The sequence below is a fragment of the Paenarthrobacter sp. FR1 genome (genome assembly GCF_051106045.1).
GTDB lineage: Bacteria > Actinomycetota > Actinomycetes > Actinomycetales > Micrococcaceae > Arthrobacter > Arthrobacter nitroguajacolicus_A.
The window spans coordinates 50,021-63,596 of sequence record NZ_JBPFSF010000002.1 but is presented as its reverse complement, the minus strand read 5'-3'; the positions used below and the strand labels follow the sequence as shown (position 1 = coordinate 63,596).

Sequence of the window (13,576 nt, the reverse complement as noted above, 5' to 3'; positions counted from 1 at the left end):
CGCGAATACCCCGCACAGCCGGCCCCACAACGAACGCTTAAAGTACGACGGCGGCCCGGCACCTTCCGCGGGAAGGCACCGTGCCGCCGTCGTAAATGACACACAAACACGTACGCGACACCCAACCCGACACAGGACACCCACATCCGGGCGTCACCAGCGAACATGCGCGTCACTGAGGACTGGCTTAAAGAACGACGACGGCCCGGCGCCTTCCGTGGGGAAGGCACCGGGCCGCCGTCGTACTGTTTGTAAACCCTAGAGCGTTGCGAAAACTTCGCGCAGCAGCGTGGCGGTCTCGGACGGCGTCTTGCCGACCTTCACGCCTGCGGCTTCGAGGGCTTCCTTCTTGGCCTGGGCCGTACCTGCGGAGCCGGAAACAATGGCGCCTGCGTGGCCCATGGTCTTGCCCTCAGGAGCCGTGAAGCCAGCAACGTAGCCGACAACCGGCTTGGTGACGTTGGCCTTGATGAAGTCGGCTGCGCGCTCTTCAGCGTCGCCACCGATTTCACCGATCATGACGATTGCCTTGGTCTCGGGGTCAGCTTCGAACGCAGCCAGGGCGTCGATGTGCGTGGTGCCGATGATGGGGTCGCCACCGATGCCGATCGCGGTGGAGAAGCCGAGGTCACGGAGTTCGTACATCATCTGGTAGGTCAAGGTACCGGACTTGGACACGAGGCCGATGGGGCCCTTGCCCGTGATGTTTGCCGGGGTGATGCCAACCAGGGCCTCGCCCGGGGTGATGATGCCGGGGCAGTTCGGGCCGATGATGCGGGTGATCTGCTTGCCGTCTGCGTCCACCTTGGACTGGGCGAGGGCCCAGAATTCGGCGGAGTCCTGAACCGGCACGCCTTCCGTGATGACCACAACGAGGCCGATGCCGGCTTCGATGGCTTCAACCACGGCGTCCTTGGTGAATGCAGGCGGAACGAAGACGATGGAAACGTCTGCGCCGGTTTCAGCGATGGCTTCCTTGACGGTGCCGAAGACGTTGATCTCCTTGTCGCCGTGAAGGACCGTGGTGCCGGCCTTGCGGGCGTTGACGCCACCAACAATGTTGGTGCCGGCCTTGAGCATCAGGGCGGTGTGCTTGGTGCCCTCGCCGCCGGTAATGCCCTGAACGATGACCTTGGAGTCCTTGTTGAGGTAGATAGACATTGTCGCGTCCCTTTACTTAGCTGCGTTGGCGAGCTCGGCGGCCTTGTCGGCGCCCTCGTCCATGGTGGCGGCCAGGGTAACCAGCGGGTGGTTGGCCTCGGTCAGGATGCGGCGGCCTTCCTCAACGTTGTTACCGTCGAGGCGAACCACCAGCGGCTTGTTCGCGGAGGAACCCAGCTCAGCCAGTGCACCGACGATGCCCTTGGCAACGGCGTCACATGCGGTGATGCCGCCGAAGACGTTCACGAACACGCTCTTGACCTGGGAGTCGCCCAGGATGACGTCAAGGCCATTGGCCATGACCTCAGCGGAAGCTCCACCGCCGATGTCCAGGAAGTTGGCGGGCTTGACGTTGCCGTGGTTCTCGCCAGCGTAAGCAACGACGTCGAGCGTCGACATCACAAGACCGGCGCCGTTGCCGATGATGCCCACTTCGCCGTCCAGCTTGACGTAGTTGAGGTCCTGCGCCTTGGCCTTGGCCTCGAGCGGGTCAGCTGCGTCCTTGTCTTCCAACGTTGCGTGGTGCACGTGGCGGAAGTCAGCGTTCTCGTCCAGGGAAACCTTGCCGTCGAGGGCAACGATCTCGCCTGCGCCGGTGCGGACCAGCGGGTTGACCTCAACCAGGGTTGCGTCTTCCTTCTTGAAGACGTCCCAGAGCTTCAGAATGACGTCGGCCACCTTGCCGCGCAGTTCTTCAGCGAAACCTGCAGCTGCGACGATCTCGTCAGCCTTGGCCTGGTCGATGCCCACAGCGGGATCGATGGCGATCTTGGCCAAGGCCTCGGGACGCTCAACGGCAAGCTGCTCGATCTCCATGCCGCCTTCAACCGAGCACATGGCCAGGTAGTTGCGGTTTGCACGGTCCAGGAGGACCGAGAAGTAGAATTCCTCGGCGATGTCTGCACCCTGGGCGATCATCACCTTGTTGACGGTGTGGCCCTTGATGTCCATGCCCAGGATGTTGGTGGAGTGCTCAAGCGCCTCTTCGGCAGTCTTGGCAACCTTGACGCCGCCAGCCTTGCCGCGGCCACCAACCTTAACCTGTGCCTTTACGACAGTTACGCCACCGATCTTCTCGGCAGCTGCCTTCGCTTCTTCAGGAGTGTGCGCCACGATGCCGGCGAGCACGGGTACACCGTGCGCTTCGAACATATCGCGCGCCTGATATTCAAACAGGTCCACGGTTTAGTGTCCTTCTACGTCGAAGTAGTTTTCTGTTCAGCCGGGAACCGCGATGACCGCGATAGCCAGCTGCGGAAAGTACGCGGTAAACAACCGGGATTGAAGCCGGTCACATTGCGTAAGGTCCTCTCGGAACTTTAGCCCTTTGAGGAGTCCCGCCAGCTACACACTACCTGTTAAGTGAGTAACCTTACACTTCTATCGGATGTAGAAAAACCGCATAATGACGCGGTTTTTGGGCTCTTCGACGGCTGTCCGGAGGCGATCAGGACGCTTGTTTCAGGCTCCCGCGGACCGTTTTGCCGCCGTCGGAAATCAGCTGGTACCCCTCGGGAGTCACGAAGAAGGCCACCCCACCGGAGACGTTTCCGCAGGCAACACCGCCGTTATACGCAGAGCAGCGCAAACCGTTCCGCTCAATATTCTGCCCCTCGGCCAACTCCCGCAGCTTGGAGATGGGCCCGTTGCGGCTGCCTTTGGGCCCAAACTCCGACTCCATTTGTGTTACGCCGGAACGACATGAGCCGTAGACGGCCTTGTCCGGTGAGAGGAGAACTGTGCCGCCGAGATAGCCCAGGCCCGTTCCGGCACAATCATCGGCAATGTCGGCCAACTCCGGCTTGGCATACTTGGCCAGTTCGCAATGAGCCACCGGGACCACGGCGAACTTGTTGTTGGCGGCGTCCGAGTAGGAGTTGGCCTCGTAGGGCAGGTTCAGGTGTCCACCCTTGGAGGATGTCAGGGCGCACACGATGGTCCGGTCCGTGGTGACGAAGGCGGTGACATCCTCGCCGGCGGACAAGGTAGTCTGCTCGGTGACGGGAACCTGTTGCAACTGCTCCAGGGGCGCCAGGGGGGCCGGCGGAACGTAGTCCGGGTCCTCGGTGGCGAAGGAGCACCCTGTGGTCAAGACCAAGAGCGCGGCAGCAAAAATCCCCAGAACAGTCCGTCGCATGCCACTAATTATGCCGGTACCCTCATGCCGGACTGCCTCGGCGGCGCCGGAGGCCGTTCAAGACCACCAGTGTGGCGCCCGCGGTCAGCAGACCCGCGGCAGCCCACAGCATGGTGTGCAGCCTTCCGGACTCCGAACCGGTCGCCGCAAGTTCAGCGCTGGTAAGTTCAGCGCCCGACGCCGGGACCACTGCTCCTGCCGGAGTCACCGTCGTTGGAGGTGCTGGGGCGTCCGGAACTTCCAGGGCCGCGGTTGTGTTCGCCGCCGGAGGCTGTGCAACGACGGGTGGCCGGCTTTCGAGGACGGTCACGACTGTAGAGAAGACCCACTGTTTGTACAGACCGGAGTCACTGAAGTACACAAAGATCTGGAAAGACCCAGCTCTGGTAGGGATGCCCTGCAACACACCGTTGTCATCAATGGTGAGCCCGTCCGGCCCCGGATCGTGCCACGACAAACTACCAGCCATATGGCGTGGCGTCGCCCACCAAAAATCATATGGTGCCACGCCCCCGGTAACGGAAGCGATCTTCGCCGAATACGGTTCACCCAAGACTGCCGGCGGAACGGCGAAGCCCATCGGCTGTGGCCTCGAGGCCCGAACAGTCAACGTAAACTCCGCATCGACGGATTCATGGAGATCGGAGAACCGCACGGTGAACTTGTATGTTCCCGCGGCAGTCGGAGTGCCGGAAGCGGCGTTCTGCCCCCACGACATCCCCGGCGGAAGAGCACCTGCAACCACAGCCGTGCTGTATGGCTGGGCACCCACTGTCCAGACCAGGATGCTCTCGCTGTACCAGGCTCCAACGACGCCGTCAGTGAACTTCTCCGTGCCTGTCGCGGTTCTGAATTGGGGAGGTGCATAGTCGTAGAAGTCCACGGTGACCTCTTGGACCAGTGCTTGCGCGGGGTCTGACGAATCCGACACCGTGACGCTCATCCGGAAGTAGCCCTCTTGAGTGGGCATGCCGGTGAACCTGAGGCTCGCGGGGTCAAACGTCAGACCGGGCGGGACGTCACTGACAGTAGCAGTGTACGGAGCAGTTCCGCCGGAGATCACCAGCGGTGCATCGTACGCCTTGGTGAGGTATCCCCTGTCCACGTAAGACCGCACAGCCAAGGGATCAGAGAGGTCCGCATCGGCTTGTGCACGGGCCTCGTGCCGCGTCTCGGCGGCCGGATTCGTCGGGGGTTTCGTGGCGGGCGGTTCGGTCACCACTGGTTCGACGACGGCCGGCTGGGGCGCCCCGGAGATGGCGCCGGCCGTCGGCGTCGGGCTCGCGGTTGCTGCAGGCTCGTTGGACGACGCTGACGGCTCCGCATCGGCGATCCCAGGCGGAGCGAACTGGAGCGCAAGGGCGCTCGCCACGACCCCAACCAACAGCAGCCTCGCGGCCTTACCAAATAATCGACGTTCCCCCACAAAAGCGCCCACGCGCGTCCTCCCCCACAGGAATACAACCTTTGGGCGTTGCAGGGTGGGACAGCAAACAATCGTCGTCCCCTGTGCAACGCCCGGTCAGTCTAAGCCGGGAGGGAAAGCAGGACAATGGCTACGGATGCCGGCGAAGATCAAGCATCCAGTTTGGTCAGGGGCGCATACCGCAACAGCAGACGCTTCTCGCCGACGTCGAACTTCACCTTGGCAACTGTCTTGTCGCCAGCGCCCTCGACGCCCAGCACTACGCCATTGCCAAAGCTCGTGTGGTTGACTTTGTCCCCCACCACCACGGAAATGACTTCCTTCTGCGGCTGGACCCTGTTGCGTGCGACGGCGGCAGGAACGTCGGCGTCGAACCCTGCTGTGGGGCTGGCGGCAACTCCGCGGGAGGTGCCCGCACCCCAGAAGGAACCGCCATAGCGGTTGGAACCTATGGGTGCGCTGCCCCAGCCTCCCGCCTGGCGACTCATGCCTTCGCGCTTCCACTCCACCAGTTCGGAGGGTATTTCTTCGAGGAACTGGCTGGCAGGGTTGTACTGGCTTTGGCCCCACATGCTGCGGACCTCCGAGCGGGTGACGTACAGACGCTTGCGTGCACGCGTCAGGCCAACGTAAGCCAGCCGACGTTCCTCTGCGAGTTCCTTGGGATCCGTGGCCGAGCGTTGGTGCGGGAAGATTCCGTGCTCCATACCGGTCAAGAAGACCACAGGGAACTCCAGGCCCTTTGCGGTGTGAAGCGTCATGAGCGTGACGACTCCCATGCGCTTGGCTTCTGCCACCGCGGCATCAATGTCCGCGCCGGGAGCGTCGGGGATCTGGTCGGCGTCTGCCACCAACGAAACCTGTTCCAGGAACTCGCCCAACGATCCGTCCGGGTTGTCGCGCTCATACTCACGGACTACGGCCACCAATTCGGCAAGGTTCTCCACACGGGATTCATCCTGCGGATCATTGCTCGCTCGCAATCCTGCAAGGTACCCGGTTTGCTCCAGCACGGCTTCGAGCGCCGCTGCGGCTCCCGAGCCGGACGCTACCTCAGCGAGGTCGTCGAGCAGCTTCACGAAGCCCAAAACAGCGTTGACCGAGCGCGTAGCCATGCCAGGCGCCTGGTCCGCCCGGCGCGCAGCAGCCATGAAGGATGTGCGCTCACGCTCCGCGAGGGCAGCTACTGCTCCCTCGGCGCGGTCGCCGATCCCCCGCTTGGGTTCGTTCAACACGCGGCGGAGGTTGACGTCGTCGTCCGGGTTCACCAAGACGCGCAGGTACGCCAGCGCATCCTTGATTTCCTTGCGTTCGTAGAAGCGGGTGCCGCCAACAACTTTGTACGGCAGGCCAACCCGGACCAGGACATCTTCGATGGATCGGGATTGTGCGTTGGTCCGGTAGAAGATGGCGACATCGCCGGGACGCAGGCCTTCCTCGTCCTGCAGGCGGTCAATCTCCTTGGCGATGAACTGGGCTTCGTCGTGCTCGTTCTCACCCACGTAGCCGACGATCTTCTCGCCGTCGCCCTCCGCGGTCCACAATCGCTTTTCCTGGCGGTTGGGGTTGCGGGAAATCACCGAGTTGGCCGCGCTGAGGATGTTCTGCGTGGACCGGTAGTTCTGCTCCAGTTTGATGGTGCGGGCGTTGGGGTAGTCGGCCTCGAACTCCACGATGTTGCGGATGTCCGCCCCGCGGAAGGCATAGATGGACTGGTCGGAGTCGCCCACCACCGTCAGTTCGCTGGGTTGGACGTCCGTATCCGTCCCCAGGCCCACGATTTCCCTGACCAAGGCGTACTGGGCGTGGTTGGTGTCCTGGTACTCGTCCACCAGAACGTGCCGGAAACGCCGGCGGTAGGACTCTGCGAGCGCCGGGAAAGCCCTGAACATGTACACGGTTTCCGCAATGAGGTCGTCGAAGTCCATGGCGTTCGCCTGGCGGAGTCGCTGCGTGTAGCCCTTGAAGACCTCGGCCACGGCGGTTTCAAAGGGGTCGTTGTAATTGGCGGAAGAAGCGTAGGAATCGGCGTCGATCAGTTCGTTCTTGAGGGCCGAAATCTTGTGTTGAATGGCCTTGGGCGCGAACTTCTTGGGATCAAGGTCCAGGTTCTTGGCCACCAAGGTGATGAGGCGCAGCGAGTCCGCGGAGTCGTAGATGGAGAAGTTGGAGTTGAGTCCAACGTTGGCTGCTTCCCGGCGGAGAATCCGGACGCAGGAGGAGTGGAAGGTGGAGATCCACATACCCTTGGCCCGGGCCCCCACCAGGGCTTCGATGCGTTCCCGCATTTCTGCCGCTGCCTTGTTGGTGAAGGTAATGGCCAGGATTTCGCCGTGGTGTGCCCGCTTGGTAGCGATGAGGTAGGCGATCCTGTTACTCAGCACACGGGTCTTGCCGGAGCCGGCCCCGGCCACGATCAGCAGGGGGCTGCCTGCGTGCTTGACTGCCTCTTCCTGCTGTGGATTCAGCCCCTGAAGCAAGGCGTCGGCAGTTGGCAGTCCGGAGCCACCTTGGTTGCCCCACCCTCCCGACGCCGGGCTCTGCGGACTGTCCGGAGACGCGCCGTTTCCGTCCTGGAGCCGGGCGCCGGACGCGCCACCGCCGGAGTGGGAAAGCTCCGGGGCAGCCTTGACTGCGGCTTTGGTGCCAGCTTTGAAGGGTCCGTCTGCGTAGGGGTCAAACAACATATCCATGGTGCCTACCAGTCTAGGCGGTGCCCCCGACACTATAGGGCGCGGTGGTCAGCCGCGGCGGCTCCTAGGCAAATTGGGGCACGGAGGTTAGGGCCGCACTCAACTCGCGGACCGCCGTCGGGCCTCCTGCCACGAACCAGTTCATCCCGTTGACCTTGACGACGGCGGTGTCCCCGCCTGCCGCTCGGACGATCGCCTTACCCGGGAGCCAGTCCCATTCAGGGCAGCTGTGCTGGAACCAGCAACCGAGTTCGCCGTCGGCGACGCGGCCGAGGTCGCAGGAACCGGAACCAAACATCCGCAGGGATGCGGCGGAGACTGCCGCTGCGTGCCACGGCATGGCAGTGCGAGGGTCCGCAAGCCAGGTGGGGTGGATGTAGGTGGCAGCGCAGATTTCGGCAACAGAAGCATCGCCCGCGCCGGAAATGGGGTCGCCGTTGAGAGTGGCCGGATGGTCCTCACCACCCAGCCAAAGCTTGTCCAGTTCAGGCTGGTAGATGGCCCCCAACAGCACCGAAGGGTCCACCACCGGGTTGCCGCCGTGGTCGGAATCGTCACGTTTGAGGGCGATGGCCGAGCACCAGTATGTGGAGCCGTGCAGGAAGTTATAGGTGCCGTCAACAGGATCGATCACCCAGGTGCGTCCGCTGGTGCCCGCCACCGAGGCGCCTTCTTCGCCGAGGATGCCGTCTTCCGGGCGGCAGCGCCGCAACTGGTCCAGGACGTAAGCCTCTGCCGCGTGGTCCGCGGCCGTGACGACGTCGGAAATGGACGTCTTGCGTTCGCCCTGGAGGCCGCCCATCCGCATGAGCAGCGCCAGCTGGCCTGCTTCACGGACCAGCGCACTGGCCAATTGGTAGTCATCAAGGGAAGGATCGAGTTCAGTTGCGGTGTGCCTGCCGGTGGTCATGGTTCCAGCTTAGGTGGCGGGATAATGAATGACATGGCCAAGACACCAGCCCAGCGCATCAAGAAGCACGGATCCAAGGCAGTGGTTCCGGACCACTCGCTGCCTCCCGTGATCAACAACACCACGCAGCGCACACCTGAGAAGGCGCAGAGCAACTCCAAGCTCATCGTGATCGCCGGCGTCGTGGCCAGCCTGTTCCTTTTTTGGTATCTGCACCTGCTGACCCTGAATCAGATGACTCAGCTCTCCGGCGGCTTGGCCATGCCGGACTCGCTGATCGGCGGATTCTCGCAGGATTACGTGGCCCAGCTTCGCGATGCGATGGACGAGTCGGCGCGCGGCCAACTGAACTATGTCCATAAGACCGCCGGCACGCTGTTCCCGTTGATCTTCGGGTTCAGCTGGCTGCTGCTGATCGGCACCAACGTAGCGCGGAAGTCCTGGCGCTGGGCCATGTGGGCGGCGCCCCTGCTGTTCGCCGTGGCCCACCTCTGGTCCAACGTCGCCATCGATTCGATGCTGGCAGCGGAAACGCCCGACGCCGGCTCGGTGGCCTTGGCTTCCGGCCTCACCGTTGCGTCGTGGGTGCTGTTCCTGCTTAGCCTCGTCTGCGGAGTAGTGGCTGTGTTCCTGGGGAGGAAAAACCGCAGCTGAACCGCCGGCTGCCCAGGGCGGTTCCGCCAAGGGCACATCTCCCCATTCCTCCCGCGTCGACCCCCTGAGTAGGGTGAAGCTCGTCGGCGTCGCGTGCCGGCGAATCGACATTGGGGGAAATCATGGGGGCACCACGGGCGGATGCAGCGCTCAACATCCTTGAGGTCAGCGGACTCGCTTGGGCCGAAACGGTCCGCCGAGCCATGGAGTCGATGCCGTTTGAACCGGATGCCGACGTGTCCAGGCTCTGGGCGTCGGCGCAGGTCCGGATCGGCCGGGAACTGGATGGCGTGGATCACCGGGACGTCAGGGCCGAACTGCGCCGGGCTGGAATCGTAGACTCCCAAGGGGTCCTCGTACCCCAGTGGATTCTGGCCGTGGGCATCGCCGCCACGGCTCCCGTGAAGGCCGCCACCGTGGTGCAGTGGCCGGACCGGTCCATCCATACGGAAATAGGACTGGCGGGAGGGCGGGGTGTCGGCGTCACCTATCGGCGCCGGATCCGGCACCAGCCGGACGGTTCAGCGGTGACGGGAGTCCGCAACGCCGTGGAGGTTTCCTTCTTCCAGGAGGAAGACGCCTGGGCGGCCCTTTGCCGCCATTTCCCCGACCTCTCGGAACATCGCACGGTGCCGCACGACGCCGTTGCCACCGGCACCACCATCCATCTTGAAGTTTCGGCCAGCCAGGCAGGGCCAGGGTGGAACGGGCACCCCTTTGCCAGCCGGCACATGTGGTCAATGACGGACCGACTCTATTCTGTGGGAACCGATCCGGCAGACGGAAACACGCCCACCTTGACTGCCGTTCCCGGCACTGACATCGGCCGCGAGTTTGCTTGGCGCCTGCTGGGCGCCCGCGAGTACTTGGCCAGCGCTGCGGACGGGAAGGCCCGCGCATGAGCCTCTACGGTATGGATGTGGAAAGTGGGCGTCGCCTCAGCGACGAGTTTGCCCGCAGCAGCAATCGGCTCCTGGATCTGAGCGGCAACCTGACACCCATCATCAGCAATGTCGAATGGCGGGGCGAGGACGGTCAGCGTTTCACGAATGACTGGATGGGGTACCGCCGCCAGCTGGTCGCCGCGGCCCATGCCCTCGCTGCGGCGTCCGAGGCTGTGAAACGGAACGTTGAGGAGCAGGCAACTGTCAGCAGCAGCACGTCTGCTGGCGCCGGCCGGTCCAGCGGCACATCACTGCTTGATCGGCTCTTCGACTCCGCAGCGGACGCGGCGGAGGACCTGTGGGACTCCGCCGGAGTGGTCACGTCAGTGCTCGAGGATTCAGCGCTGAACGCGTGGCACGTGGTCCAGGATGCGATGCCCGGTCCGTTGGGGAACCTGATGGATGCCGGCGAGAACCATGCCTCCCGGTTCGGTGATTTTGTGAATATGGGGTGGGGTTGGCTCGCAACGGGCGAACCGCCGTCCGTCACCGAACTCTTTTCCAACGGCGTCCTGTTCCTGGCTGCTACCTGGAACACCGCCGCCACTGCCGGCAGTTTCGGTTTCCTCAACCCCCACCTGTTCGATGACGGCAGGCCGGTCGCCGGAGAGCCAATCCCCGTGGGTGTAGGAAACCAGGACGAAACAGACCAGAACGGGCGAACAGTCACACCCGCCCCTTCCAGCATCAGCGCCATCCTTGCCGCCACCGACGCCGCCTACAGCGACCCCGGAATGGCGGGGACGCCGGATACCGGCATCCGGATCACCACCGTCGAGAAACCAGGCGAGCCACCCGCCTACATCGTCAGCATTCCCGGGACCACTCGATGGTTGCCGGACGGTGCGGCAAATCCCACCGACCTCACCGGGAACCTCGAACTTGCGGGCGGCAACTTATCCACCGCCGCCGAGGCCGTTCAACTTGCCATGGAGAAAGCCGGCATCCCCCAGGACGCTCCCGTCATGTTGTCCGGGCACTCCCAAGGTGGCATGATCGCCACAGCCCTGGCGGCGGACAGTGGCTTCACTGATCGGTTTAATGTCACCAACGTGGTCACGTTCGGCTCCCCCGTTGACTCCACACCGATTCCGCCGTCCATCGACGTCCTGGCCCTCCAGCACAGTGGGGATCCTGTTCCGCGGGTGGATTTGGAAGATGCCACCGTGGTGCCGGGCGTAGGCGTCACTGCCAGCCGGGACAACAACGCCACGGTCGTGACGTTGCCCAATCCGGACATCCAACCGGGAATCGCCGGGATCAGCTACCACGACTCCTATCGTTACGTTGCCTCCGTGGCGGAGCAGGAGGCCGGGGGTCCGATTGCCCAGTACAGTCAACAAGAATCCACACAACAATTTCTGACCAGCAATGCCAGCCAGGTCACCTCCACGGTGTCCAATATCTCCCGAAAGCAGTAAACGTGCGCACACTCTTCACGGCGGTCCTGTCTGCCGCTTTCGCGGGGCTGCTCCTTGTTGGCCTTTGCGCTTGCGGACCCGGAGGCGCTTCCAAAGCTGAACGTCTTGGTAAGGACATAAAGGACGCAGCGATGTCAGTCCCTGGTGTGGAGTCGGCCAGCGTGAACGTCAATATGAACACGTCCGGGAACTTCATCAGCGTCAAATTGGTGGGGAACAGCACAGATCAAACCGCCCTTGCGGACGTACTGGGCAATGCCCTGCCACCTATGTTGGAGAAAACCAAGGACGTGGAATCGGGGTCCTTCGCCATCAGCATCTTCTCCCCGGACGATTCAGTCTCGGCAGGGGCATCCGCGCTTGGCTATACCGGCGGAAAATCGCTGAGCAACTTCCGCGATTACTTCCTCAGCGGTTCCTGAGTCCCTTCCGTTCTGTGTAGAGCCTCTGGGCAATCACCAGTCCCGCAGCTGCCAGCCCAATTGTCACCGGGTATCCCATGAACCGCTCCAAGGTGCCCGGCTGGGGCACGTCCATTCCGGTAGCGCCACCGATCACCAGCGCCACGAGGCAGCTCAGTCCGCAGGCAAAAAGGAACCAGCTAACGGGCGTCTGACGGAACCACAGGATGCCCAACAGGAGCAGGGCAAACCCTCCGCCGATGAAGAACATCAGCGCTCCTGCAAAATGCCAGGGTGAGTCCAGGTCTTCAGGCACCAACCCCACAATGACCGTCCCAATGCCGGCCACTGCGGTAAGGATGCGGATGGCAACCGCTACCATCCAAGGCGCTGTCAGCACTCGGGTGGGCAACGAATCATGGGCTACAGCGCGGAAACGCCTGGCCGCCACGCCCGGCCGTGCCGCGACGCACAGGAGACCCGCGGTCAGGAATACGGCGCCCAGGAGGATGCCCAGACCCTGGACCACAAACGAGGCGTTCATCAGCCAATGCAAAGGCGAACAAACGGCCCTGTCCTCGTACACACCGCAGGACACCGCTCCGAGGTCGCTGATGTATCCGGTAGCCCTGCTATAGGGTTCCGGCCCAGCCCATGCCTCGATGACGGCGGCCTCCGCCACGAAGTACTGGACCACGCTCAGTTGCGCCCAGCCGCCAATGTTTGCCCGGACGCTGCGGACATCGGGAAAGAAGGATCCGGCCTGAACCGCCGCCGCTGAATGCCCTTTCATGATCGCCAGCCTAGCCGTGTTCGGGCAGCGCCCCGGCAGCTTGTATGCTTGTAGTCGTGTCCGGGCCCTTGAGCTCCAGCAGTGGGATTCTGAGCCATGGACACACAGGCCCTCGTAGCTCAGTGGATAGAGCACGGCTCTCCTAAAGCCGGTGTCGTTGGTTCGATTCCAATCGAGGGCACTTGAACCACCAGCAGCCCATCCAGGACTTGCGGGCCTATCTGGCCGGCAGCTGGGCTGTGGAGCGAACCCTCCTGGATCGGGCCTCAGGCACCCGCGGAAGCTTTTCCGGCGTCGTGCTGTACACCGAAAACCCCGACGGCGGCCTGGACTACCGCGAAGACGGCACCATGCATTGGCCTACTCATACAGGCCCGGCGTTCCGCGAGTACGTGCTCGCGCCGGGTGCTGCGCCGGATTCCCTGGAGGTGTTTTTCCCCGACGGCCGGCCTTTCCACGTCATGGCCTTCTCCGAAAAGGGCCACGAGGACAAGCACTGGTGCGATCCCGACGACTACCGGGTCACCTACACGTACAACGGCCCGGATTCATTCAGCTTCACCTGGGATGTCCGTGGACCCGCCAAGGATCTGTTGCTTGAATCGCACCTTGTCCGAATCAACGCCGGGAGGCAAGAGTGACAGCCACGCACCTTATTGTGGTCAGCGCCGTCTGCGTCTACAACAACGACGGGCACCTCCTGACCGTCCGCAAGCGCGGCACAGACAAATTCATGCACCCCGGCGGCAAACCCGAACCCGGCGAAACCGCGGCCCAAGCTGCTGCACGGGAGCTGTCCGAGGAAGTCGGCATCGAGGTATCGCCGGAGCATCTGGAGCCACTGGGTGTCTGGCTCGCCGTGGCCGCCAACGAAGCGGCCACCACCATCGAAGCAACTGTCTTCACCGCGCCCGGAACCTGGGAAGCGCACCCTTCGGCCGAGATCGCGGAAATCCGCTGGCTGGACCTTGAAGCGCCGTTGCCCACAGACCTGGCGCCGCTACTGACGGACCACGTCCTTCCAGCGCTCAAGTAG

At 63.3% G+C, this 13,576-nt stretch carries 13 protein-coding genes and 1 tRNA gene; 7 read left to right on the top strand and 7 right to left on the bottom strand.

Going from position 1 to position 13,576, the window contains the following annotated elements; genetic code table 11:
* Window positions 1-258: 258 nt before the first annotated feature.
* The 6 genes from sucD to ACR30Z_RS04970 form a co-directional block, all read right to left on the bottom strand.
* Window positions 259-1,161 (bottom strand): succinate--CoA ligase subunit alpha, encoded by a 903-nt coding sequence (gene sucD / locus ACR30Z_RS04995; protein WP_144648012.1) that lies wholly within the window; start codon window positions 1,159-1,161, stop codon window positions 259-261.
* 12 nt (window positions 1,162-1,173) lie between these two features.
* Window positions 1,174-2,343 carry an ADP-forming succinate--CoA ligase subunit beta gene (gene sucC / locus ACR30Z_RS04990; protein WP_089593935.1) on the bottom strand — a complete coding sequence of 390 codons (1,170 nt, stop codon included), beginning with the start codon at window positions 2,341-2,343 and terminating at the stop codon, window positions 1,174-1,176.
* A gap of 265 nt (window positions 2,344-2,608) precedes the next feature.
* Window positions 2,609-3,298 carry a hypothetical protein gene (locus ACR30Z_RS04985; protein WP_144648013.1) on the bottom strand — a complete coding sequence of 230 codons (690 nt, stop codon included), beginning with the start codon at window positions 3,296-3,298 and terminating at the stop codon, window positions 2,609-2,611.
* Between the two features lie 22 nt (window positions 3,299-3,320).
* Window positions 3,321-4,670, bottom strand: a complete 1,350-nt coding sequence (locus ACR30Z_RS04980) for a putative Ig domain-containing protein (RefSeq protein WP_434371426.1) — start codon at window positions 4,668-4,670, stop codon at window positions 3,321-3,323.
* Between the two features lie 203 nt (window positions 4,671-4,873).
* A complete protein-coding gene (gene pcrA / locus ACR30Z_RS04975; protein WP_144648015.1) occupies window positions 4,874-7,417 on the bottom strand; it encodes a DNA helicase PcrA in 2,544 nt (847 codons plus the stop codon).
* 64 nt (window positions 7,418-7,481) lie between these two features.
* Window positions 7,482-8,327: an inositol monophosphatase family protein gene (locus tag ACR30Z_RS04970; protein WP_434371425.1), complete on the bottom strand. Its 846-nt coding sequence runs from the start codon at window positions 8,325-8,327 to the stop codon at window positions 7,482-7,484.
* A gap of 33 nt (window positions 8,328-8,360) precedes the next feature.
* Between ACR30Z_RS04970 and ACR30Z_RS04965 the strand changes: the two genes are divergently transcribed.
* From ACR30Z_RS04965 to ACR30Z_RS04950, 4 genes are all read left to right on the top strand, one after another.
* On the top strand, window positions 8,361-8,981 hold the full coding sequence (locus ACR30Z_RS04965) for a hypothetical protein (RefSeq protein WP_144648017.1): 621 nt from the start codon (window positions 8,361-8,363) through the stop codon (window positions 8,979-8,981).
* 122 nt (window positions 8,982-9,103) lie between these two features.
* A complete protein-coding gene (locus ACR30Z_RS04960; protein ID WP_434371424.1) occupies window positions 9,104-9,883 on the top strand; it encodes a hypothetical protein in 780 nt (259 codons plus the stop codon).
* Window positions 9,880-11,346 (top strand): hypothetical protein, encoded by a 1,467-nt coding sequence (locus tag ACR30Z_RS04955; RefSeq protein WP_434371423.1) that lies wholly within the window; start codon window positions 9,880-9,882, stop codon window positions 11,344-11,346. The genes ACR30Z_RS04960 and ACR30Z_RS04955 overlap by 4 nt, the downstream gene beginning before the upstream one ends.
* A 131-nt stretch (window positions 11,347-11,477) precedes the next feature.
* Window positions 11,478-11,768 carry a hypothetical protein gene (locus ACR30Z_RS04950; RefSeq protein ID WP_244296432.1) on the top strand — a complete coding sequence of 97 codons (291 nt, stop codon included), beginning with the start codon at window positions 11,478-11,480 and terminating at the stop codon, window positions 11,766-11,768.
* On the opposite strand, the gene ACR30Z_RS04945 is transcribed toward ACR30Z_RS04950, so the two are convergent.
* Window positions 11,755-12,540: a DUF998 domain-containing protein gene (locus ACR30Z_RS04945; protein WP_144648021.1), complete on the bottom strand. Its 786-nt coding sequence runs from the start codon at window positions 12,538-12,540 to the stop codon at window positions 11,755-11,757. The genes ACR30Z_RS04950 and ACR30Z_RS04945 overlap by 14 nt on opposite strands.
* Before the next feature lie 108 nt (window positions 12,541-12,648).
* Between ACR30Z_RS04945 and ACR30Z_RS04940 the strand changes: the two genes are divergently transcribed.
* From ACR30Z_RS04940 to ACR30Z_RS04930, 3 genes are all read left to right on the top strand, one after another.
* Window positions 12,649-12,721 (top strand) — tRNA-Arg (locus ACR30Z_RS04940).
* Between the two features lies 1 nt (window position 12,722).
* Window positions 12,723-13,181: a DUF6314 family protein gene (locus ACR30Z_RS04935; protein WP_144648022.1), complete on the top strand. Its 459-nt coding sequence runs from the start codon at window positions 12,723-12,725 to the stop codon at window positions 13,179-13,181.
* Window positions 13,178-13,576 (top strand): NUDIX hydrolase, encoded by a 399-nt coding sequence (locus ACR30Z_RS04930; RefSeq protein ID WP_144648023.1) that lies wholly within the window; start codon window positions 13,178-13,180, stop codon window positions 13,574-13,576. The genes ACR30Z_RS04935 and ACR30Z_RS04930 overlap by 4 nt, the downstream gene beginning before the upstream one ends.

Bases quoted from the DNA above. Each gene is read 5' to 3' on its own strand.
- sucD (WP_144648012.1), bottom strand. From the start codon at position 1,161: ATGTCTATCTACCTCAACAAGGACTCCAAGGTCATCGTTCAGGGCATT.
- ACR30Z_RS04985 (WP_144648013.1), bottom strand. From the start codon at position 3,298: ATGCGACGGACTGTTCTGGGGATTTTTGCTGCCGCGCTCTTGGTCTTG.
- pcrA (WP_144648015.1), bottom strand. From the start codon at position 7,417: ATGGATATGTTGTTTGACCCCTACGCAGACGGACCCTTCAAAGCTGGC.
- ACR30Z_RS04970 (WP_434371425.1), bottom strand. From the start codon at position 8,327: ATGACCACCGGCAGGCACACCGCAACTGAACTCGATCCTTCCCTTGAT.
- ACR30Z_RS04965 (WP_144648017.1), top strand. From the start codon at position 8,361: ATGGCCAAGACACCAGCCCAGCGCATCAAGAAGCACGGATCCAAGGCA.
- ACR30Z_RS04960 (WP_434371424.1), top strand. From the start codon at position 9,104: ATGGGGGCACCACGGGCGGATGCAGCGCTCAACATCCTTGAGGTCAGC.
- ACR30Z_RS04955 (WP_434371423.1), top strand. From the start codon at position 9,880: ATGAGCCTCTACGGTATGGATGTGGAAAGTGGGCGTCGCCTCAGCGAC.
- ACR30Z_RS04950 (WP_244296432.1), top strand. From the start codon at position 11,478: ATGTCAGTCCCTGGTGTGGAGTCGGCCAGCGTGAACGTCAATATGAAC.
- ACR30Z_RS04945 (WP_144648021.1), bottom strand. From the start codon at position 12,540: ATGAAAGGGCATTCAGCGGCGGCGGTTCAGGCCGGATCCTTCTTTCCC.